This is a genomic window from Streptomyces sp. NBC_01077, assembly GCF_045162855.1.
GTDB lineage: Bacteria > Actinomycetota > Actinomycetes > Streptomycetales > Streptomycetaceae > Streptomyces.
This window is the reverse complement of record NZ_CP108669.1, coordinates 2,908,937-2,930,097: the sequence shown is the minus strand read 5'-3', so window position 1 is coordinate 2,930,097 and position 21,161 is coordinate 2,908,937. Positions and strand designations below refer to the sequence as shown.

Sequence of the window (21,161 nt, the reverse complement as noted above, 5' to 3'; positions counted from 1 at the left end):
GGTCACAACCACGGACTCCCCGGACATTCCCCGACAACCCCCGGCACTCTGTCGTCCATGCGTGCCGCACCCCCACCCCTCGCCGGAGGCGCCCCCGGACCCGATGCCCTCGGTCCTCTCCTCCGCACCGTCCTCGACGCCCTCCGAGCAGGGGCGGAGGACCGCGGCGGCCCGCTCCCGGCCGGTGGCCCGGAAGCGGTGGCTCGCCGCGTCGGCGCACTCGGCACCGCGCTCCCGGAGACCGGCACCGGCGCGGACGAGGCGCTGGCCACGATCGTCCGGGCACTGGCCGCCGGCGCCGCCGACCCCGCCCACCCCCTCTGCGCCGCCCACCTCCACACCCCACCCCTGGCCCTCGCCGTCGCCGCCGACCTGGCGGCCTCCGCGCTGAACCCGTCCATGGACTCCTGGGACCAGGCCCCCGCCGCCTCCGCCGTCGAAGCCCTGGTCACGGCCGCCCTCGCCGCCGAGGTCTATCCGGACGCCACCCACCCCGACGCGCTCGTCACCACCGGCGGCACCGAGTCCAACCAGCTCGCCCTGCTGCTCGCGCGGGAGCGACTCGGCCCGGCGGTCCGTACCGTCGTCGGCGCGAACGCCCACCACTCCTTCCAGCGCGCCGCCTGGCTCCTCGGCCTCCCCCAGCCCGTCGTGGTGCCCACCCCCCGAGGGACGATCGCCCCCGCCGCTCTCCACGAGGTACTGACCACCCTCACCGGCCCGGTCCTGGTCGCCGCCACGGCCGGAACCACCGACGAGGGCCTCGTCGACCCGATCCCGGCCCTGGCCGGCCTCTGCGAGGAGCGCGACGCCGACCTCCACATCGACGCCGCCTACGGAGGCCCCCTCCTCTTCAGCCGTACCCACCGCCCCCTCCTCGACGGCCTGGCCCGCGCCCGAACCGTCACCGTCGACCTGCACAAACTGGGCTGGCAGCCGGCCGCCGCCGGGCTCCTCGCCGTACGGGAAGCCGCCGACCTCGCCGTCCTCGGACACACCGCCGCCTACCTCAACGCCGACGACGACACCGAGGCAGGCCTCCCCGACCTCCTCGGCCGCTCCCTGCGGACCACCCGCCGCCCCGACGTCCTCAAGACCGCCGTCACCCTCCGCGCCCTCGGCCGCACCGGCCTCGGCGCGCTCGTCGACGCGTGCATGGACCGGGCCCAGGACCTGGCCGATCTGGTGGAGAAGGCGCCGGGCCTCGATCTGCGCGCCCGGCCCACGCTCACCACCGTTCTCTTCCGGCCGCGCGGCGCCGACGACGAGACCGTCGCCGCGATCCGCCGCACCCTCCTCGCCGAGGGCCGTGCCGTCCTCGGCCGCGCCGCGGTGGACGGCCGCCTCTGGCTCAAGGCCACCCTGCTCAACCCCCACGCCACCCCCGGCGACCTGGCTCAGCTCATCACCCTCGTGGAAGGCAGCACGCAGCGATGACCGGCAGCACCCCCAAGGACGACCTCGACCGGCCCCACGATCTCGTGGGCGTCGGCATCGGCCCCTTCAACCTCTCGCTCGCCGCCCTCGCGCACGGTGTCCCCGGTGGCGTCGCCGCCACCTTCTTCGAGCAGCGGCCCGCCTTCCACTGGCACCCGGGCCTCCTCATCGAGGGCGCCACCCTCCAGGTCCCGTTCCTCGCCGACCTGGTGACCCTGGCCGACCCGGCCAGCCCGTGGACCTTCCTCAACTACCTGAAGAACCGCGAACGCCTCTTCCCCTTCTACTTCGCCGAGAAGTTCCACATCCAGCGCGCCGAGTACGACGCCTACTGCCGCTGGGTCAGCGAGCAGCTCCCCGGTCTGCACTTCGGCCACCAGGTCGACTCGGTCCGCTGGAACCCCGAGCGGCGCCTGTTCGAGGTCGACTTCACCCAGGTCGACCCGGACGGCGAGGCCGAGGCGCTGGGCCGCGCGTACACCCGGAACGTCGTCCTCGGCGTCGGCACCGAGCCGTACGTCCCCGAGCCGCTCAAGCCGCTCGCCGACGCCCCCGGTGTCCCCGTCTTCCACTCGGCCGACTACCTCACCCACCGCGAGACCCTCCTCGCCGCCGGGCACGTCACCGTCATCGGCTCCGGTCAGTCCGGCGCCGAGATCTTCCTCGACCTCCTCAGAGCCCGCCCTGCCGGAGCCGAGAAGATCCACTGGCTGGCCCGCAGCGAGGCCTTCGCGCCGATGGAGTACTCGAAACTGGGTCTGGAGCACTTCACCCCCGACTACACCCGCTACTTCCACTCCCTGCCCGAGCCCGTACGCGGTGAACTCGTGCCCCGGCAGTGGCAGTTGCACAAGGGCATCGACGCCGACACCATCGCGGCCATCCACGACGAGCTGTACCGCCGCACCCTGCACGGCGGCTGGCCCGACGCCGTCCTCACCCCCGGCGTCCGGGTCCGTACGGCCGGCCGCGTCGCCACCACCCAGGTCGAGCTCCACCTGGAACACCTCCAGCAGGGCACCCGCTCCCGCCTCACCACCGACGCCGTCGTCCTCGCGACCGGCTACCGGGAGCGCCCGGTGGACCGGATGCTCGCCGGCCTCGCCCCGTATCTGCGCCACGACTCCGCCGGGCGCGCCCGCGTCGACGAGCGGTACCGGCTGGTCCTCGACCCGTCCGTGACCGGCGCCGTCCACGTACAGAACGCCGAGAAGCACACCCATGGCGTCGGCGCCCCCGACCTCGGCCTGGCCGCCTGGCGGAGCGCGGCCATCCTCAACTCGATCACCGGCAAGGAGCCGTACCCGCTGCCCCGCCGGACGGCCTTCACCAGCTTCGGCCTGGAGCCACGAGAGGCGCCGAGCATCCCGGCCCAGGGCCAGAAGCTGACGCCTCTCGTACAGCAGTGAGAACCGATCGAGTCCTAGAAGACCGGGACGCCGTCCCGGGTCAGCTTCCAGTCCACCGAGGCGAACAGGGACGGGTCGACCGTCCCCTTCGCCTGCACCCACTGGATGATCGTGTTGCGGATCTCGTCCGAGTTGGCCCACAGCTGCTGGGCGCCCGCGATGTGCGGGAACGCGCCGCCGCCGCTCGCCCGGTAGTTGTTGACCGCGAGGACGAACTTCGCCGCCGGGTCGAGCGGCCTGCCCTCGAAGGACAGGTTCACGATCCGCGAGCCGGCCGGCTTCGCGATGTCGATCTCGTACGTGAGCCCGGAGACGGCGTCGTAGTTGTAGTCCGGGGTGTTGTCCGCGTTGGTGAGCTTCGCGGTGTCGACCGGAGCGCCCGCCGGGGTCTGGTCGTAGTACCGCGCCGAGAACTCCAGGTAGTCCTTGAGCTGGGCGCCGGTCATCAGACGGGCCTCCAGGGTGTTCTCGAAGGGGTACAGGCCGGCGGCGTCCTTGATGGAGACCTGGCCGGCCGGGATGCGGGCCGTGCGGGAGAAGCAGGAGGCCTGCGAGAGGACCGGCAGGGCCGCGTGGGCGCCGCCCGCGAGGGCCGCCTTCACGGTCTCGGCCTGGACGATGTTGATCAGGTCGATGATCGGCTCGTCCTTCCACGGCGCGTCGGCCGTGGTCATGGCGGCGGTGGAGGTGCCGATCACCTGGTTGACGTACGCGACGACCTTCTTGTGCTCGTCCCCGAGCAGCCCGGTGATCTCCGGGTCCTCCGCCACCGTGTTGGAGTTGAGGACCTGCGCGGCCACCTTCTCGACGGTCCAGCGGCCCTTCGCCCACACCAGGTCGAAGTCGAAGAGGGTGAGGCGCTGGCCCCACTTCAGGGGCTCGGACAGGACGACGTCCTTGCCCGTCTCCTTGTTCTTCACCCGGTACTCGGGGATCTCGGTGTGCGCGTGGCCGACGAGGATGGCGTCGATGCCCGGCACCTGCTCGGCGACGAGCCCGGCCGCGTTCTCGATGTGGGGGAGCTGGTCACCGTACGAGGAGGTGCCGCTGGAGCCGGAGTGCGCCGAGACGACGACCACGTCCGCGCCCATCGAGCGCAGCTTCGGCACCCACTTCGCGGCCTGCTCCTCAAGACCGGGGAAGACCATCTTGCCGCTGACGTTCGCCTTGTCCCAGATGGCGATGCCGGGGTTGGTCAGGCCGAGTATCGCGACCTTGACGTCCTTGCCGTGCGGGGTGCGCAGCCGGTGCATGCTGTACGGGGCGAAGGCCGGGCGCAGGGTCCTGGCGTCGAGCGCGTTGGCACCGAGCAGCGGGAAGTCGCACTGCTCCTCGAACTTGCGCAGCACCGGGATGCCGTAGTTGAACTCGTGGTTGCCGAGCGCGGCGGCGTCGTACCCGATGGCGTTCATGGCCTGGGCCATCGGGTGGACCGGGCCGCGACGGGCGGTGATCGGGTCGACCTTGGCGTAGTAGTACGACAGCTGGGTGCCCTGGATGGTGTCGCCGGCGTCGATGAGGAGGGTGTTGCGGCGGCCCTTCTCCTCACGGACCTGGTCGACCAGGGTGGAGATCTTGGCGAGGCCGACGTCGTTGTGCGCCTTGTCGTCGAACTCCCTGTCCGTGAAGTAGTCCCAGTTGAAGACGTTGCCGTGCAGGTCGGTGGTGCCCATCACGGTGAAGGAGTACCGCTTCTGCGGACGCGGGCGGCCGTGGCCGTGGGCCTCGGCGGGAACGGCGACGGCTCCGGCGATGGCCACTCCGGCCCCGGCGGCGGCCGAGCGCTCCAGGAACGTCCTGCGGTTCAGCGGCATGTGTTTTCTCCCCTTTGGTTCTGTGACGCCGGCGCCGACCGTGGCGCACAACGCGCGTAGATTCTGGCTCAGACAGCACGTCGGCAACAGACCTTTCGGGTTACGGAGTGGGAAAGTGTTCGGTGGACGATCGTTACCGAACACGGAGGAGCCAGGACGTGACGCAGGAACACGCGACCCCGGAAGCGCCCCAGGTGACGGTCCGTGGAGAGGGGCGGCTCGAGGTGGATCCGGAGCTCGCCAGGATCTGGGTGACGGTCTCCGCACGAGGGACCGACCGGTCGGCGGCACTCGCGGACCTGACCCGGCGCAACGCTCAGGTGCTCGATCTGGTCAAGGCGCAGGGCTCCGCGGTGGAGAAACTGGAGACCGGCAGCTTCTCCATCTCTCCCGAGCTCACCCGCAAGGGACGGGGGGAACGGGTGCACGCCTTCCACGGACGGGTGCGGATCACGGCCGAGCTGACCGACTTCACCGTGCTGGGGGAGCTGGTGACCCGGCTCGCCGACCTGGAACTGACGAGCGTCGACGGACCGTGGTGGTTCCTGCGGCCGGACTCCCCGGCGTACGCGGAGGCGCGCCGGCTCGCCGTGACGGAGGCGGTCCAGCGGGCGCGGGCCTACGCGGAGGCGCTCGGCACCTCGCTCGCCTCACTCCTCGAACTGTCGGACGCGGGGCTCGCGGAGCCCCTGATGCCGAGGCGCGCCGCCTTCGGCTCGGCGGCGATGGCCTACTCGGCCGAGGCGGCAGGGGAGGCCCCGCCGCTGGACCTCGAACCGCAGCGCCAGACCGTCACCGCCGAGGTCGTGGCACGCTTCACGATGCGGCCGCCCGCACTCTGAGACGGAGCGCGCCGGGGCGCGAAAATCGCTCATCGGAGCACCCCGGCGCACAGATTCAAGACTTGTCAACAGCCTTTCACGGAAAGGTTGTTGAGTAGTCATGTCCCGCCAACTCGCTACTGGTGGGTAAGGCCTAGGCTCGAACCATGCGCCGAGCGAAAATCGTTTGTACCCTTGGGCCCGCCACCGAAACATACGACCAGATCAAGGCGTTGATCGAGGCCGGAATGGACGTGGCCCGCCTCAATCTCAGCCACGGCTCGTACACCGAGCACGAGGAGCGCTACCAGCGCGTACGCAAAGCCTCCGACGAGACCGGACGCAGCGTCGGTGTCCTCGCCGACCTTCAAGGCCCGAAGATCCGCCTCGGCCGCTTCCGAGAAGGTCCCGTACTCCTTGAACGCGGCGACGAGTTCACCATCACCGTCGAGCCGACGGAAGGCGACCGCCACTGCTGCGGAACGACCTACTCCGGCCTCGCCGCCGACGTCACCGCCGGTGAGCGCATCCTCGTCGACGACGGCCGCGTCACCCTGGAAGTCACCTCCGTCGACGGGCCCCGGGTGAACACCCTGGTCATCGAGGGCGGCATGGTCTCCGACAACAAGGGCCTCAATCTGCCCGGCGTCGCCGTCTCCGTCCCCGCCCTGTCCGAGAAGGACATCGAGGACCTCCGCTGGGCACTGCGCATCGGCGCCGACGCCATCGCCCTCTCCTTCGTCCGCAGCGCCCGGGACATCATCGACGTCCACCGGATCATGGACGAGGAGGGACGCCGGCTGCCCGTCATCGCCAAGATCGAGAAGCCGCAGGCCGTCGAGAACATCGAGGAGATCGTCGCCGCCTTCGACGGCATCATGGTCGCCCGCGGCGACCTGGGCGTCGAGATGCCCCTGGAGCAGGTGCCGATCGTCCAGAAGCGTGCCGTCAAGCTCGCCAAGCGGAACGCCAAGCCGGTCATCGTCGCCACCCAGATGCTCGACTCGATGATCGACAACTCCCGCCCCACGCGCGCCGAGGCGAGCGACGTGGCGAACGCGGTCATCGACGGCACCGACGCCGTCATGCTCTCCGGCGAGACCAGCGTCGGCCGCTACCCGATCGAGACCGTCCGCACCATGAGCCGGATCGTCGAGGCCGCGGAGGAGGACGTCCTCGCCAAGGGCCTCCCGCCGCTGACCGACCGGAACAAGCCCCGCACACAGGGCGGCGCCGTGGCCCGCGCCGCCGCCGAGATGGGCGACTTCCTCGGCGCCAAGTTCCTCGTCGCCTTCACCCAGTCCGGCGACACGGTCAAGCGACTCTCCCGCTACCGCTCCCCGATCCCCCTCCTGGCCTTCACCCCGGACCCGGCCACCCGCTCCCAGCTCAACCTCACCTGGGGCGTCGAGACCTTCCTCGGCCCGCACGTCGACTCGACGGACGCGATGGTGGCGCAGGTCGACGAGGAGCTGCTGCGGATCGGCCGCTGCCAGCCGGGCGACGTCGTGGTCATCACCGCCGGCTCCCCGCCGGGAGTCGCGGGCTCGACGAACCTGGTGCGGGTCCACCACATCGGGGATCCACTGACGTAGTCAGTGCTTGGGCCCCACGTGCAGGTCCATGAGCGCGACGGAGGCCTTGCGGGCGACGGAGATGTTGTACGGGTCGGTGCCGCGCTTGGTGGTCCTCCATTCGACGCCGACCCGGTCGAGGGTGTCACCGAGCAGCTTTCGGATGTCGTCGGACTTGTTGGTGAAGAAGTAGCGGGGGTACTCGTACCGCTTACGCTCGCCACCGACGAGGCGGGTGGTCCAGTTGATGATCCGGCATCCGTCGGAGTGGATGAGGCCGCGGATGAATTCCCAAGGGTGCTCGGTGACGATTGCCTGCTGCCATGCTTCGAGGCCGATGCGCCGCTCGTGTTTCTTTCCGGGACCGTGCTGCGGGAAGAGGCACTTCCAGTGTCGACCGTAGCTTGCGACCATGACGCACCCCTGCTTCTGCAGTATGCAGGCGCTTCCTTCGGGACGTACGGCCAAGATCGCCGAGCGGCACTCCTCGATCAGTCCGGGCCAGGCGTCCGCGCATGCGATGCGGAGATGGTGACCACCTCGTGGGTGATCGCTGATGCAGCCGTCGCCCAGATAGAGGCCGAGCAAATAGGCGTATGCGGCGATGTCGTCCGGCAAGCCTGGGGTCGAACGGCACCGCGGGCAGGGTGAGCACTGCCCGTTCATGCGGGTGAGGGGTTCAAGTCGCGTCTGCCAGGCGCGTAAGGCGGCGCGGGAGATGCCGGTCTGTTTGCTCACCGAGTTGAGGCTGCGCCCGTCGCCGAGAAGAGTGAGTACCTGCTGGCGCGTTCCAATGTCGTACACGCAGTCGAGCGTGGCTGACTCGCCTCAGTGGCTGTGTGTGAATCCGCAGGGTTCACGCATGTGGGTGACGATCATTCCTCACCCGTCAACCTTGGAATCAAAGGAAGAGTGCCCCAGGTGGGATTCGAACCCACACTGTCCGCTGTTTGAGAGCGGCCTCTCTGACCAGTTGGAGTACTGGGGCCTTAGAAAGCGAGGGCGCTATGGCCCCTGCGGAGCACCACCTTACAGGAGCTAGGTAGGCTCAGGGGAGCAGTACTTGCCCCGCAACGAGGAGCCCCCGTGACCGCCCCCGAGTCGCCCCAGCCCGCCGACGACGCCGACGCGTCGCACGTCCCGCCGCTGACGACCCGCGTCGTCATCGCCGAGGACGAGGCCCTCATCCGCCTCGACCTCAAAGAGATGCTGGAGGAAGAGGGCTACACGGTCGTCGGCGAGGCCGGTGACGGCGCCAAGGCCGTCGAGCTCGCCCGCGAGCACCGCCCCGACCTCGTCATCCTCGACGTGAAGATGCCCGTCCTGGACGGCATCTCGGCCGCGGAGAAGATCGCAAGCGAGTCCATCGCCCCGGTCCTCATGCTCACCGCCTTCTCGCAGCGCGAGCTCGTCGAGCGGGCCCGGGACGCCGGTGCCATGGCGTACCTCGTGAAGCCGTTCAGCAAGAGCGACGTGGTGCCGGCCATCGAGATGGCCGTCTCCCGCTTCTCCGAGCTGCGCGCCCTGGAGCAGGAGGTCGCGGACCTCTCGCAGCGTCTGGAGACCCGCAAGCTGGTGGACCGCGCCAAGTCGATCCTGCAGACCCAGTACGGGCTGACGGAGCCGGCGGCGTTCCGCTGGATCCAGAAGACGTCGATGGACCGGCGCATGTCCATGCAGCAGGTCGCCGAGGCGGTCATCGAGGACGCCGAGGAGAAGAAGGCGGCCAAGGGCCAGCAGTAACCCCGCCGTACGAGAGAAGGCCCGCCCCACGACTTTGTGGGGCGGGCCTTCTGTCCTTGGTGCGGACCGGCGGGGGTCAGTCCTCGCCGAGGTACGCCTTGCGGACGGACTCGTCGTGGAGCAGGTTCTGGCCGGTGCCCGAGAGCACGACCTTGCCGATCTCCATCACGTGACCGTGGTCCGCCAGGGCGAGCGCGGCCTGGGCGTTCTGCTCGACGAGCAGGATGGTGGTGCCCTGGGCCTTCAGCTCGGCGATGGTCGCCATGATCTTCTGCATCATGATCGGCGAGAGACCCATCGAGGGCTCGTCGAGCATGAGCAGCTTCGGCTGGGACATCAACGCCCGGCCCATGGCGAGCATCTGCTGCTCACCGCCGGAGAGCGTGCCGGCGGCCTGCTTGCGACGCTCGCCCAGGATCGGGAAGAGGTCGTAGGCGCGCTGGACGTCCTTGGCGATGCCCGCGGTGTCCTTCCGGAGGAAGGCGCCGAGGAGGAGGTTCTCCTCGATCGTCATCCGGGGGAAGATGTGCCGGCCTTCGGGGGAGTGGGCCAGACCCAGCGAGACGATCTTGTGTGCGGGGATCTTGCGGAGGGACTTGCCCTCGAACTTGATCTGGCCGCCGACCGGCTTGAGGAGCCCGGAGAGGGTCCGCAGGGTGGTGGTCTTCCCGGCGCCGTTGGTGCCGATGAGGGTGACGACCTCACCGGCGTCGACGGAGAAGGAGATGCCCTTGACGGCCTCGATCTTTCCGTAGGCGACGCGCAGGTCCTCGACTTCGAGCAGTGCGGTCATGCGTCGTTCTCCTTGCCCGAAGCAGGGTCGTGCGGGGTGGCCTCCGAGGCCTCCGGGGCGTCGGTGGCCTCCGGGGCGCCCTCGGAAGGGGCGTCATCGGCGGGCGCGTCCTCGGCGGGTGCGTCCTCCGACGGGGCCTCTTCGGACGGTGTGTCCTCGGACGGGGCCTCCTCGGACGGGGCCTCCTCGGCGGGCGTGTCCTCGGACGGGGCCTCCTCGGCGGGCGTGTCCTCGGACGGTGCGTCCTCCGACGGAGCCTCCTCGGCGGGCGCGTCCTTGGAGAGCGCGTCCTTCGCGGGGGCTTCCGCCGCCGGCGCGTCCTCCGCGACGGGCTCGCCCAGGTACGCGGCGATGACCCGCTCGTCGCTCTGGACGGTCTGGCTGTCGCCCTCGATCAGCTTCTGCCCCTGGACGAGCACGGCGACCCGGTCGCAGAGGTTGAAGATGAACCGCATGTCGTGCTCGATGACGAGTACGGCGATGCCCATGTCCCGGATGGCGAAGATGAGTTCCTCGGCCGCCCGCGTCTCCTGCGGGTTCATGCCGGCGGTGGGCTCGTCGAGCAGGATCAGACCGGGGTCGCTCGCGAGGGCGCGGGCGATCTCCAGCTTGCGCTGCTCTCCGTACGGGAGGTTCTTGGCGAGGTGCTGCGCCTTGTCCTGGAGTCCGATGAACTCCAGGAGCTCCATGGCCCGATCCGCCGCCTCGGCCTCGGCCTTCCTGAACCCGGGAAGACGGAGCAGTGCCGACCAGAGGCCCTGCTTCATCCGGGTGTGGCGTCCGACGAGGACGTTCTCCAGGACGGTCATGTTGTGGAAGAGGCGGATGTTCTGGAAGGTGCGGGCGATGCCGGCGTCGGTGACCTTGTAGGAGGTGGGCGGCAGGACCTTGCCCTTGTACCGGACCTCACCCTCGGTGGGGATGTAGAGGCCGGTGAGGCAGTTGAAGAAGGTGGTCTTTCCGGCGCCGTTGGGGCCGATGAGACCGACGATCTCGCCGCTGTTGACGGTGAGGTTCACATCGCGTACGGCGGTGAGGCCGCCGAAGCGCATGGTGACCCCGCGCGCGTCGAGGACGGTCTCGCCGGCGGCCGGCGCGCTGGTGGCGTCGGCGGGCTTGGTGGTGGTCGTCATGGTTCAGGCACCTGCCTTGGCGAGCGTGGCGGGCGTCTCGTCCTTCTCGTGGAACTCCAGCTGGTTGCGCCGGTTGGCGATCATGCCCTCCGGGCGGAAGCGCATCAGCAGGATCAGCGCGACGCCGAAGGCGAGGAGCTGGTACTCGCCCATGAACTGGAGCTTGTTGGGGATGAGGAAGAGCAGCGAGGCGCCGACCAGCGGTCCGCTCATGGTGCCCATGCCGCCGAGGACGACGGCCGCGAGCAGGAAGGCGGAGTTGGGCGGGATGGGGCCGGCGAAGAGGTACTGCTCCGGCGTCACCGTGTAGGTGACGTGGGCCTGCACGGTGCCGGCGAGGCCGGCGAGCGAGGCGCCCAGCGCGAAGGCGATGAGCTTGACCCGGAAGCCGTTGATGCCCATGGCGAGCGCGGCGGTCTCGTCCTCGCGGATGGCGACCCAGGCGCGGCCGATACGGGAGTCGCCGCTGCGCCGGAAGACCAGCACGACGACCGCCATGATCACCAGCATGAGGAAGAAGTAGTTGGCGAAGCGGCCGATCGTGAACCCGGCGATGACGTGCTCGGCGCCGAAGTCGAAGCCGAGGATGCTCAGGTTCGGGATGGACGCGATGCCGTTGGAACCGTTGGTGATGTCGGGGCCGGAGGTGCCGTCGGTGTTGTTCACCGCGATGCGGAAGATCTCACCGAAACCGAGGGTGACGATGGCGAGGTAGTCGCCGCGCAGCCGCAGGGTCGGGGCGCCGATGAGGACACCGAACACCAGGGAGGCTGCTGCGCCGACCAGGACCGCGGCCCAGAAGGGGAAGTGCACGCCGAACGGGGAGGTCGGGGCGCCCGAGACGAGGGCGGCCGCGTAGGCGCCGACGCCGAGGAAGGCGACGTAACCGAGGTCGAGGAGACCGGCGAGGCCGACGACGATGTTCAGACCCAGGGCGACCGTGGCGAAGATCAGGATGTAGACGCCGAGCGTCGCGTACTGGTCGTCGGTCTGGGTGAAGGGGAAGAGCGCCGCGGCGGTGAACGCGCCCGCGATGGTGAGGTTCTGGTGCTTCCCGGTGAGCTGTGTGGCCTGCGCGACGAGGCCCGACTTGTTGAGCGCGGCGAAGCCGAGGCCGGCCGTGATCAGGAAGCCGAGGAACAGCTCGTCGTACTCGGTGCCGACACCGTAGGTGAAGACTCCGAGCGCCACGGCGAGGATGCCGGTGATGATCAGGATCTCGACGGAGGAGTGCATCGAGGGCAGCTTGCGCACGGGGCCGGTGGCGAAGGCGGCCTTGAAGGTGGCCCAGTTGTTGCCGGACTCGTGCTTGAACCGGTCCCAGCCGGTGTCCTCGGGGTCCACGGGCAGCAGCTTCGGCCGCTCGAAGGGGAGGGCGAGGGCGCCGACGAAGGCGAGCAGGCTGGCGACCGCGACGACTGCGCCGCCGGGCTCCAGGTTGACCGGGCCGCCGAGCGTGATGCTGATCGCGCCGATGGTGAACCAGGCGATGGCGAAGTTGGCGATCGCGGCGAGCTTGAGCGCCGCGTCGGGGCCGGCCGGGGTGAGCCAGCGGGTGCCCTTGACGCCGTACGCGGAGAGGGCGAAGAGGGTGGTGAGCAGGCCCGTGACCAGGACCTGCATCTGGAGGCCGCCGGGGGAGCCGTAGAACGTGAGGTCGCCGGGGAAGCGGGGGGTCCAGGTCCAGGCGAGGAAGCAGCTGGCGACGGTGAGGACGCCGCCGCCGAGGGCGAGGGCGCGGGCGGCCTTGGCCGGCACGAAGCCGATGAGACCGGTCGCCTGGTCCTCCTTGGAGACCGCGGCTGCCTGGGGGTTCTCGGAGATGGTGGTCATGGTGCTCACGCCCTGTCCGCGACGCGCTCGCCGAGGAGGCCTTGTGGCCTGGCGAGGAGTACGACGATGAGGAGTACGAAGGCCCAGACGTCGGCCCAGGACTGGCCGCCGAGCTGCTCCATACCGGGGATGTGGCTGATGTACGCCGTCGCCATGGTCTCGGCGATACCGAGGACGACTCCGCCGATCATGGCTCCGTAGATGTTGCCGATACCGCCGAGGACGGCGGCCGTGAAGGCCTTGAGTCCGAGGAGGAAGCCCATCTTGTAGTCGACGACGCCGTACTTGAGGCCGTAGGCGACCGCGCCGACCGCGGCCATCGCGGCACCGAGGGCGAAGGCGATCACGATGATCCGGTCGGTGTTGACACCCATGAGCTTCGCGGTGTCGGGGTCCTGCGCCGTGGCCTGCATGCCGCGACCGGTGCGGGTGCGCATCACGAAGAAGGCGAGGACGGCCATGCAGACGGGGGCGGCGATCAGGAGGAAGACGTCGCCGGTCTGGATGGTCACCGGGCCGAGCTCGATGGGGCCGCCGGGGATCTGCGGGAAGGTCCGGGCGGACTTCGCCTCCGGGTACAGGGACCAGACGGCCTGCTGGAGGGCGAGCGAGAGACCGATGGCGGTGATGAGGGGGGCGAGGCGGGGGCCGCCACGGAGCGGACGGTACGCGAGCCGTTCCGCTCCGACGGCTATCGTCGTGGCGACGAGCACGGCACCGATGATCATGAGGGGCAGTGCCACCCACATGGTGGTGCCACCGGGCAGGATGAGCCAGACCGTGAGCGCCCCGAAGCCGCCGGTCATGAAGATCTCGCCATGGGCGAAGTTGATGAGCTGGACGATGCCGTAGACCATCGTGTAGCCGACGGCGACGAGCCCGTACATGGATCCCAGTAGCAGGCCGTTGACCAGCTGCTGCGGCAGTTCGTTCACCGCATTGTCCTCCGAGACTTTCGACGGATGTGACACCGCGCGGGGAGCCAGGTGCGGCCCCCCGCGCGGTGAAGGTGGTGCTGAGTGGTGGGGTTGATCAGCCGCCGAAGGTGCCGGACTCGACCGGCTTGAAGGCGCCGCCCTCGACCTTGTAGACGGTCAGCTGCTTGTTGGTGGTGTCACCGAACTCGTCGAAGGAGACCTTGCCGGTCACACCCTCGAAGGAGACGCCCTGCATGGCCTCGACGACCTTGGCGCGGGCACCGTCCGGGAGCTTGCCGTTGTTGGCGTCGACGGCCTTCTTGACGGCCTCGATGATGGCCCAGGTCGAGTCGTAGGCGTAGCCGCCGTAGGCCTCGTAGGCCTCCTTGTAGCCCTTGGCCTTGTAGTTGGCCAGGAACTCCTTGGCGGAGGCGAGCTCCTCGATCGGCGAACCGACGGAGGTGGCGATGTCGCCGTTGGTCGCGGCCGCACCACCGAGCTTCACGTACTCGGGGCTGTAGATCGCGTCGCCGCCGACGACGACGACCTTCGCGCCGGCTTCCTTGATCTGCTTGGCCAGCGGGCCGGCGGCCGGGTACTCGCCACCGTAGTAGACGACGTCGGCGCCGGAGCTCTTCACCTTGGTCGCGACCGCGGAGAAGTCCTTGGTGTCCGGGTTGATGTGCTCGGTGCCGAGGACCTTGCCGCCGAGCTTCTCGAACTCGCCCTTGAAGGTGCCCGCGAGGCCGGCGCCGTAGGTCTTCTTGTCGTCGATGATGAAGGCCTTGGTCTTCTTGGCCTTCTTGAAGACGTACTGGGCGGCGAACGGGCCCTGGATGGCGTCCGTGGTGGCGGTACGGAAGTACGACTTGTAGCCGCGCTTCTTGTCGCCGCTGCTCCAGTTGACGCCCTGGCTCAGGGACGGGTTGGTGTTGGCCGGGGAGACCTGCACCAGCTTCGCGTCGTCGAAGACCTTCTGCATCGACTCGGAGACCGAGGAGTTCAGCGGACCGACGACACCGATGACGCCCTTGTCGGCGACGAACTTGGTCGCGTTCTGCTGGCCGGCGGAGGGCTGGGCCTGGTCGTCCAGGGACTCCAGCTTGAAGGTCACGCCCTTGACGTAGGCCTTCTCGTTGGCCGTCTTGACCGCCAGGTCGGCCGAGTTCTTGATGCCGAGGCCGAGGGCCGACAGCTCGCCCGTGAGGGGCGCGTCGAGACCGATGGTCACGGTGACGTTGCCGTTGTCACCGTTCTCGGCGGCGCCACCCTTGTCGTCGCGCGAACCACAGGCGGTGAGGGTGAGTGCTCCCGCGGTGACCGCGGTGGTGAGTATGAGCATCGAACGGTTTCGCACGAAGGGTCCTTTCCCTGGCGCGGCCCCCTCGGATGAGGCGGTGCCGTGAAGCTGCGGAGCGAGGGGTGCCGTTTTGGAACGCCGGGCCGTACTGGAGTTGGTACAGGGCCGTGCAGTTAGAACGCGCCCGGCGGCGCGGTGACTGGCGGTGACTCTAAGCGCAGGTGGGGAGGGTCGGGGAGCGCCGAGGACAGGATGTGACTGTCTTGTTATGCCGACGGGGAAAGAGTGTGCGCGTCGGGTGGGAAAATCGGGACAAATGGGTCGGTAACGCGGTGTTCACATAGTGAGAACATGCAGTTCCGCTAAGGGGCTTGAGCGATTCTTGGTACTGACGGTCCGCTCAGCGGACTCTCCGGATATCGGACAACGGCAGAAATGTGAGCGGACGAACCGGCCCCTCCGCTTCGGCCGGTGCGCCCCCTTGTGTAGGTGACACAGCGTGACGAAATCGGGGGTGGGGGCGGTCCGGGAACGCCGAAGGGGCGGCACCCGAAGGTGCCGCCCCTTGGTCGTGCATCGCTGGTCAGGCGTCGTCTGTCACCGGTCAGCCGTTCGGGACGTTCGTCGCGTCCTTCGCGGTGACCTCACGCAGCAGGCAGGTCAGCCGCGCCGAGCACACCCGCTTGTCCTGCTCGTCGGTGATCACGATCTCGTACGTGGCGGTCGACCGGCCGCGGTGCACGGGCGTCGCCACACCGGTCACCAGACCGCTGCGCACCCCGCGGTGGTGGGTGCAGTTCAGGTCGACCCCCACCGCGATCCTCGACACCCCGCCGTGCAGCATCGAGCCGATGGATCCCAGCGTCTCCGCGAGCACCGCCGAAGCACCGCCGTGCAGCAGACCGTACGGCTGGGTGTTGCCCTCCACCGGCATGGTGCCGACGACCCGCTCGGCGGAGGCCTCCAGGATCTGGACACCCATCCGGTTCCCGAGGTGCCCGGCCGAGAAGAGCGCCGGGAGGTCGACGCCCAACGCCGCGTACTCGTCGATGACCTCCTGCGGGAACTTCACGTGCTGCTGTTCACCCATGGCCCGGCTCCGTTCGTCTTCGTTCGTCTTCGTGCGGCTGGTCTTCCCGAGTCGCCTGAGCAAACGCTTAGGCGGAGGGCGATTGTTCCAGACGGACGATCACGGACTTGCTCGCGGGGGTGTTGCTGACGTCCGCCGTCGACTCCAGCGGTACCAGGACGTTCGTCTCCGGGTAGTAGGCCGCCGCGCAGCCCCGGGACGTCGGGTAGTGCACCACCCGGAATCCGGGCGCCCGCCGCTCGCTGCCGTCCGTCCACTCGCTCACCAGATCCGCGTACGCCCCGTCGGCGAAGCCGAGCGCCGCCGCGTCCTCGGGATGGAGCAGGACGACCCGGCGGCCGCCCTTGATGCCCCGGTAGCGGTCGTCCAGGCCGTAGATCGTGGTGTTGTACTGGTCGTGCGAGCGCAACGTCTGGAGCAGCAGCCGCCCCTCCGGCACCCTCGGGTACTCCACGGCCGCCGCCGTGAAGTTGGCCTTGCCGGTCTTCGTCGGGAAACGTCGCTCGTCCCGCGGACCGTGCGGCAGCCGGAAGCCGCCCGCGTTCGCCGCCAGACGTGCGTTGAAGTCCTCGAAACCGGGCACCACGCGCGAGATACGGTCCCGGATCGTGGCGTAGTCGGCCTCGAACTCCTCCCAGGGCGTGGCCGATCCGGCTCCCAGGGTGGCCCGGGCGAGCCGCGCCACGATCGCCGGCTCGGAGAGCAGGTGCGGGCTCGCGGGCGGCAGATTGCCCCGCGAGGCGTGCACCAGACTCATCGAGTCCTCGACCGTCACGAACTGCTTGCCGCTCGCCTGCACGTCCTTGTCGGTGCGGCCCAGCGTGGGCAGGATCAACGCGCGCGTGCCCGTGACCGCGTGTGAGCGGTTCAGCTTCGTCGAGACGTGGACGGTCAGCCGGGCCCGGCGCATCGCCGCCTCCGTCACCTCCGTGTCGGGCGTCGCCCCCACGAAGTTGCCGCCCATCGCGAAGAACACCTTCGCCTCGCCGTCGCGCAGCGCCTGGATCGAACGGACCACGTCGAAACCGTGGTGGCGCGGCGAGACGATCCCGAACTCCTTGTCCAGGGCGTCGAGGAACGCGGGCGCGGGCCGCTCGAAGATCCCCATCGTGCGGTCGCCCTGCACGTTCGAATGCCCGCGCACCGGGCACACCCCGGCGCCCGGCCGGCCGATGTTGCCGCGCAGGAGAAGGAAGTTGACCACCTCGCGGATGGTCGGCACGGAGTGCTTGTGCTGGGTGAGACCCATCGCCCAGCAGACGACGGTCCGCTCCGAGGCGAGCACCATCTCCAGGGCCCGCTCGATCTCGGCCCGGTCCAGCCCCGTCGCGGCGAGCGTCTCTTCCCAGTCGGCCTGCCCGGCCGCCGCCGCGAACTCCTCGTAGCCGTGGGTGTGTTCGCGTACGAACTCCTCGTCGACCGCCCCGGCCGTCTCCAGGACCAGCTTGTTCAGAAGCCGGAAGAGGGCCTGGTCGCCACCGATCCGTATCTGCAGGAAGAGATCGTTGAGCGCGGCACCCTTGAGCATGCCCTGGGGGGTCTGCGGGTTCTTGAACCGCTCCAGGCCGGCCTCGGGCAGCGGGTTGACCGAGATGATCTTCGCGCCGCCCGCCTTGGCCTGCTCCAGGGCCGAGAGCATGCGGGGATGGTTCGTCCCCGGGTTCTGCCCGGCCACGATGATCAGGTCCGCCCGGTGCAGGTCCTCCAGGGAGACACTGCCCTTGCCGATGCCGATCGTCTCCGTCAGCGCCGAGCCCGAGGACTCGTGGCACATGTTGGAACAGTCCGGCAGGTTGTTCGTACCGAACTCGCGGGCGAAGAGCTGCAGCAGGAACGCCGCCTCGTTGCTCGTCCGCCCCGACGTGTAGAAGAGCGCCTCGTCGGGGGAGGCGAGCGCCCGGAGCTCCTCGGCGATGATCGCGAAGGCCCGCTCCCAGGTCACCGGTTCGTAGCGCTCCTCGCCCTCCGGAGCGCCTCCCCGCTCCAGGAGCATCGGCTGCGTGATCCGGCCCTGCTGCCCCAGCCAGTACCCGCTGCGGGTCGCCAGGTCCGCCACCGGGTGCGCCGCGAAGAACTCAGGAGTCACCCGGCGCAGCGTCGCCTCCTCGGCGACCGCCTTCGCCCCGTTCTCGCAGAACTCCGCCACGTGCCGCTTGTCCGCCTCGGGCCAAGCGCAGCCGGGACAGTCGAAACCGTCCTTCTGGTTGACCTTGAGCAGGGTCCGCGCGGTGCGCCGCAGCCCCATCTGCTCCTGGGCGATCCGCAGGGTGTGCCCGATGGCGGGCAGCCCGGCGGCGGCGTGCTGCGGCGGCGTGACCTGCGGTGCGTCCTGGACCGGGTCGCCGACCGGCGGCTTGCTGACCATCGCGCTCTCCCTTGAGCGGTAATCCTGCGGCGTACGTCTCCGATCCTGTCACGCGCCGGTGACAGCCCGGCACCCCGCCGGTGCGGGCGGGATCGGTGGGCGGGATTGTCAGTCGTCCGTGGCAGGATCGTCATGTGGCCGAGACAGCATCGAAGAACTCCCCAGACACCCGCCCCCGCCTCCTCCTCATGGACGGGCACTCGCTCGCGTACCGGGCGTTCTTCGCGCTGCCCGCGGAGAACTTCACCACCGCGACCGGACAGCCGACGAACGCGATCTACGGGTTCGCCTCGATGCTGGCGAACACGCTGCGCGACGAGGCGCCCACGCACTTCGCGGTCGCCTTCGACGTGTCCCGCAAGACCTGGCGGTCCGAGGAGTTCCCCGAGTACAAGGCGAACCGCTCGAAGACGCCCGACGAGTTCAAGGGGCAGGTCGAGCTGATCGGCGAGCTCCTCGACGCGATGAACGTGCCGCGCTTCGCCGTCGACGGCTTCGAGGCCGACGACGTCATCGCGACCCTCACCACCCAGGCCGAGGCCGAGGGCTTCGACGTCCGGATCTTCACCGGCGACCGGGACTCCTTCCAGCTGGTCTCCGACCGCACCACCGTGATCTACCCCACCAAGGGCGTCTCCGAGGTCACCCACTTCACCCCGGAGAAGGTCCAGGAGAAGTACGGCCTCACGCCCTCGCAGTACCCCGACTTCGCCGCCCTCCGCGGAGACCCGTCGGACAACCTGCCCGGCATCCCCGGCGTCGGCGAGAAGACCGCCGCCAAGTGGATCAACCAGTTCGGCTCCTTCGACGAGCTCGTCGAGCGCGCCGAGGAGGTCAAGGGCAAGGCCGGGCAGAACTTCCGCGACCACCTGGAGTCGGTCAAGCTCAACCGCCGCCTGACCGCGATGGTCACGGACGTCGAGCTGCCGAAGGGAGTCACGGACCTCGCCCGCGAGCCGTACGACCGCGGGGCCGTCGCCCTCGTCCTCGACACCCTGGAGATCCGCAACCCCTCGCTGCGCGAGCGGCTCCTCGCCGTCGACCCGGGCGCCGCCGAGGACACCGCCCCGGCCCCGGAGGCGGGCGTCGAGATCGACGGCACCGTCCTCGGCGCCGGCGAGCTCGCTCCCTGGCTCGCCGAGCACGGCACCGAGCCCCTCGGCATCGCCACCGTCGACACCTGGGCCCTCGGCACGGGGAACGTGGGAGAGATCGCCCTCGCGGCCGCCGGAGGCGCCGCCGCCTGGTTCGAGCCGAGCGCGCTCGACGAGGCCGACGAGCAGGCCTGGGCCGCGTGGATCGCCGACCCCGACCGGCCGAAGGTCATGCACAACGCCAAGGGCGCCATGCGGGTCTTCCCCGAGCACGGCTGGAGCATCGCGGGCGTCACCATGGACACCGCCCTCGCCGCCTACCTCGTCAAGCCCGGCCGGCGCTCCTTCGCGCTCGACGCGCTCTCCGTCGAGTACCTCCACCGTGAGCTCGCCCCGGCGGCCGCCGCCGACGGACAGCTCGCCTTCGGCGCCGACGACACCGCCGAGGCCGAGGCCCTCATGACCCAGGCGCGGGCCGTCCTCGACCTCGCCGGGGCCTTCGAGGAGAAGCTCGGCGAGGTCGGCGCCCGCGAGCTCCTCCACGACGTCGAGCTGCCCACCTCCGCCCTCCTCGCCCGCCTGGAGCGGCACGGCATCGCCGCCGACCGCGACCACCTGGAGGCCATGGAGCAGCAGTTCGCCGGCGCCGTGCAGCAGGCCGTGAAGGAGGCGCACGCCTCCGTCGGCCACGAGTTCAACCTCGGCTCGCCCAAGCAGCTCCAGGAGGTCTTCTTCGGCGAGCTGAACCTGCCGAAGACCAAGAAGACCAAGACCGGCTACACGACCGACGCGGACGCGCTCGCCTGGCTGGCCGGCCAGACCGAGCACGACCTGCCCGTGATCATGCTCCGCCACCGCGAGCAGGCCCGGCTGCGCTCCACCGTCGAGGGCCTGATCAAGACCGTCGCCGCCGACGGGCGCATCCACACCACCTTCAGCCAGACGGTGGCGGCCACCGGCCGGCTCTCCTCCACCGACCCCAACCTGCAGAACGTGCCGGTACGGACGGACGAGGGCCGCGCCATCCGGCACGGCTTCGTCGTCGGCGAGGGCTTCGAGGCCCTCATGACCGCCGACTACAGCCAGATCGAGCTGCGCGTCATGGCCCACCTCTCCGAGGACGAGGGCCTCCTGGAGGCCTTCACCTCCGGCGAGGACCTCCACACCACCGTCGCCTCCCAGGTCTTCGGCGTCGAGCGGTCCGCCGTCGACGCCGAGATGCGCCGCAAGATCAAGGCCATGTCGTACGGCCTGGCCTACGGCCTGTCCGCCTTCGGCCTCTCGCAGCAGCTGAACATCGACCCGGGCGAGGCCCGCGGTCTGATGGACACCTACTTCGAGCGCTTCGGCGGGGTACGGGAATACCTGCGCCGGGTCGTCGACGAGGCCCGCGCCACCGGCTACACCGAGACCATGCTGGGCCGCCGCCGCTACCTGCCCGACCTCAACAGCGACAACCGGCAGCGCCGCGAGGCCGCCGAGCGGATGGCGCTCAACGCCCCGATCCAGGGCACGGCCGCCGACATCGTGAAGGTCGCGATGCTGGGAGTCGACCGGGCGCTGACCGAGGCGGGTCTCGCCTCCCGGATGCTCCTCCAGGTCCACGACGAAATCGTGCTCGAACTCGCCCCCGGCGAGCGCGAGCAGGTCGAGGCCCTGGTCCGCGAGCAGATGTCGGCCGCGGCCGACCTGCGCGCCCCGCTGGACGTCTCCGTCGGCGTGGGCCACGACTGGGACTCGGCGGCACACTGACACCAGCCCGGCAGGTGGGCCCACCTCACTGTGGGCCCACCCTCCCCGTTGTAGGCACCCCGTTGTGGGCATTCGTTCCACTGGGG

At 69.8% G+C, this 21,161-nt stretch carries 15 protein-coding genes and 1 tRNA gene; 6 read left to right on the top strand and 10 right to left on the bottom strand.

Features of this window, described 5'->3' with window-relative positions; genetic code table 11:
* Positions 1-57: 57 nt before the first annotated feature.
* On the top strand, positions 58-1,437 hold the full coding sequence (locus tag OG462_RS13055; protein WP_406057504.1) for a pyridoxal phosphate-dependent decarboxylase family protein: 1,380 nt from the start codon (positions 58-60) through the stop codon (positions 1,435-1,437).
* Entirely contained in the window at positions 1,434-2,846 is a 1,413-nt protein-coding gene (locus OG462_RS13050) for a lysine N(6)-hydroxylase/L-ornithine N(5)-oxygenase family protein (RefSeq protein WP_406057502.1), read from the top strand. The genes OG462_RS13055 and OG462_RS13050 overlap by 4 nt, the downstream gene beginning before the upstream one ends.
* Before the next feature lie 14 nt (positions 2,847-2,860).
* On the opposite strand, the gene OG462_RS13045 is transcribed toward OG462_RS13050, so the two are convergent.
* Positions 2,861-4,660 (bottom strand): bifunctional metallophosphatase/5'-nucleotidase, encoded by a 1,800-nt coding sequence (locus OG462_RS13045; protein WP_406057500.1) that lies wholly within the window; start codon positions 4,658-4,660, stop codon positions 2,861-2,863.
* Between the two features lie 158 nt (positions 4,661-4,818).
* On the opposite strand from OG462_RS13045, the gene OG462_RS13040 reads away from it, so the two are divergent.
* Positions 4,819-5,502 (top strand): SIMPL domain-containing protein, encoded by a 684-nt coding sequence (locus tag OG462_RS13040; protein ID WP_406057498.1) that lies wholly within the window; start codon positions 4,819-4,821, stop codon positions 5,500-5,502.
* A 146-nt stretch (positions 5,503-5,648) separates the two neighbouring features.
* Complete coding sequence (gene pyk / locus OG462_RS13035) at positions 5,649-7,076, top strand: pyruvate kinase (RefSeq protein ID WP_406057496.1); 1,428 nt, start codon at positions 5,649-5,651, stop codon at positions 7,074-7,076.
* On the opposite strand, the gene OG462_RS13030 is transcribed toward pyk, so the two are convergent.
* Positions 7,077-7,859, bottom strand: a complete 783-nt coding sequence (locus tag OG462_RS13030; protein ID WP_406057494.1) for a transcriptional regulator — start codon at positions 7,857-7,859, stop codon at positions 7,077-7,079.
* A gap of 109 nt (positions 7,860-7,968) precedes the next feature.
* Positions 7,969-8,043: transfer RNA gene (locus OG462_RS13025), tRNA-Leu, on the bottom strand.
* Between the two features lie 98 nt (positions 8,044-8,141).
* Here OG462_RS13025 and OG462_RS13020 point away from each other — a divergent pair.
* On the top strand, positions 8,142-8,798 hold the full coding sequence (locus OG462_RS13020; RefSeq protein ID WP_406057493.1) for an ANTAR domain-containing response regulator: 657 nt from the start codon (positions 8,142-8,144) through the stop codon (positions 8,796-8,798).
* 76 nt (positions 8,799-8,874) lie between these two features.
* Here OG462_RS13020 and OG462_RS13015 read toward each other — a convergent pair whose 3' ends face one another.
* From OG462_RS13015 to OG462_RS12985, 7 genes are all read right to left on the bottom strand, one after another.
* A complete protein-coding gene (locus OG462_RS13015; protein WP_024757294.1) occupies positions 8,875-9,591 on the bottom strand; it encodes an ABC transporter ATP-binding protein in 717 nt (238 codons plus the stop codon).
* Entirely contained in the window at positions 9,588-10,724 is a 1,137-nt protein-coding gene (locus OG462_RS13010; protein ID WP_406057491.1) for an ATP-binding cassette domain-containing protein, read from the bottom strand. Before OG462_RS13010 ends, OG462_RS13015 begins: the two co-directional genes overlap by 4 nt.
* 3 nt (positions 10,725-10,727) lie before the next feature.
* A complete protein-coding gene (locus OG462_RS13005; RefSeq protein WP_406057489.1) occupies positions 10,728-12,557 on the bottom strand; it encodes a branched-chain amino acid ABC transporter permease in 1,830 nt (609 codons plus the stop codon).
* Positions 12,558-12,562: 5 nt separating this feature from the next.
* The gene (locus tag OG462_RS13000; RefSeq protein WP_406057487.1) at positions 12,563-13,492 is read right to left on the bottom strand and encodes a branched-chain amino acid ABC transporter permease; all 930 of its coding nucleotides are present in this window, start codon (positions 13,490-13,492) and stop codon (positions 12,563-12,565) included.
* A 97-nt stretch (positions 13,493-13,589) separates the two neighbouring features.
* Entirely contained in the window at positions 13,590-14,816 is a 1,227-nt protein-coding gene (locus OG462_RS12995) for a branched-chain amino acid ABC transporter substrate-binding protein (RefSeq protein WP_406066517.1), read from the bottom strand.
* Positions 14,817-15,378: 562 nt separating this feature from the next.
* Positions 15,379-15,864 carry a PaaI family thioesterase gene (locus OG462_RS12990; RefSeq protein WP_406057485.1) on the bottom strand — a complete coding sequence of 162 codons (486 nt, stop codon included), beginning with the start codon at positions 15,862-15,864 and terminating at the stop codon, positions 15,379-15,381.
* 67 nt (positions 15,865-15,931) lie between these two features.
* Positions 15,932-18,229, bottom strand: coding sequence for an FdhF/YdeP family oxidoreductase (locus OG462_RS12985; RefSeq protein WP_406057483.1), 2,298 nt, complete (start codon positions 18,227-18,229; stop codon positions 15,932-15,934).
* Positions 18,230-18,363: 134 nt separating this feature from the next.
* Between OG462_RS12985 and polA the strand changes: the two genes are divergently transcribed.
* Positions 18,364-21,075, top strand: coding sequence for a DNA polymerase I (gene polA / locus OG462_RS12980; protein ID WP_406057482.1), 2,712 nt, complete (start codon positions 18,364-18,366; stop codon positions 21,073-21,075).
* The last annotated feature ends 86 nt before the right edge of the window (positions 21,076-21,161 follow it).

Bases quoted from the DNA above. Each gene is read 5' to 3' on its own strand.
- OG462_RS13055 (WP_406057504.1), top strand. From the start codon at position 58: ATGCGTGCCGCACCCCCACCCCTCGCCGGAGGCGCCCCCGGACCCGAT.
- OG462_RS13050 (WP_406057502.1), top strand. From the start codon at position 1,434: ATGACCGGCAGCACCCCCAAGGACGACCTCGACCGGCCCCACGATCTC.
- OG462_RS13045 (WP_406057500.1), bottom strand. From the start codon at position 4,660: ATGCCGCTGAACCGCAGGACGTTCCTGGAGCGCTCGGCCGCCGCCGGG.
- pyk (WP_406057496.1), top strand. From the start codon at position 5,649: ATGCGCCGAGCGAAAATCGTTTGTACCCTTGGGCCCGCCACCGAAACA.
- OG462_RS13015 (WP_024757294.1), bottom strand. From the start codon at position 9,591: ATGACCGCACTGCTCGAAGTCGAGGACCTGCGCGTCGCCTACGGAAAG.
- OG462_RS13010 (WP_406057491.1), bottom strand. From the start codon at position 10,724: ATGACGACCACCACCAAGCCCGCCGACGCCACCAGCGCGCCGGCCGCC.
- OG462_RS13005 (WP_406057489.1), bottom strand. From the start codon at position 12,557: ATGACCACCATCTCCGAGAACCCCCAGGCAGCCGCGGTCTCCAAGGAG.
- OG462_RS12995 (WP_406066517.1), bottom strand. From the start codon at position 14,816: ATGCTCATACTCACCACCGCGGTCACCGCGGGAGCACTCACCCTCACC.
- OG462_RS12990 (WP_406057485.1), bottom strand. From the start codon at position 15,864: ATGGGTGAACAGCAGCACGTGAAGTTCCCGCAGGAGGTCATCGACGAG.
- OG462_RS12985 (WP_406057483.1), bottom strand. From the start codon at position 18,229: ATGGTCAGCAAGCCGCCGGTCGGCGACCCGGTCCAGGACGCACCGCAG.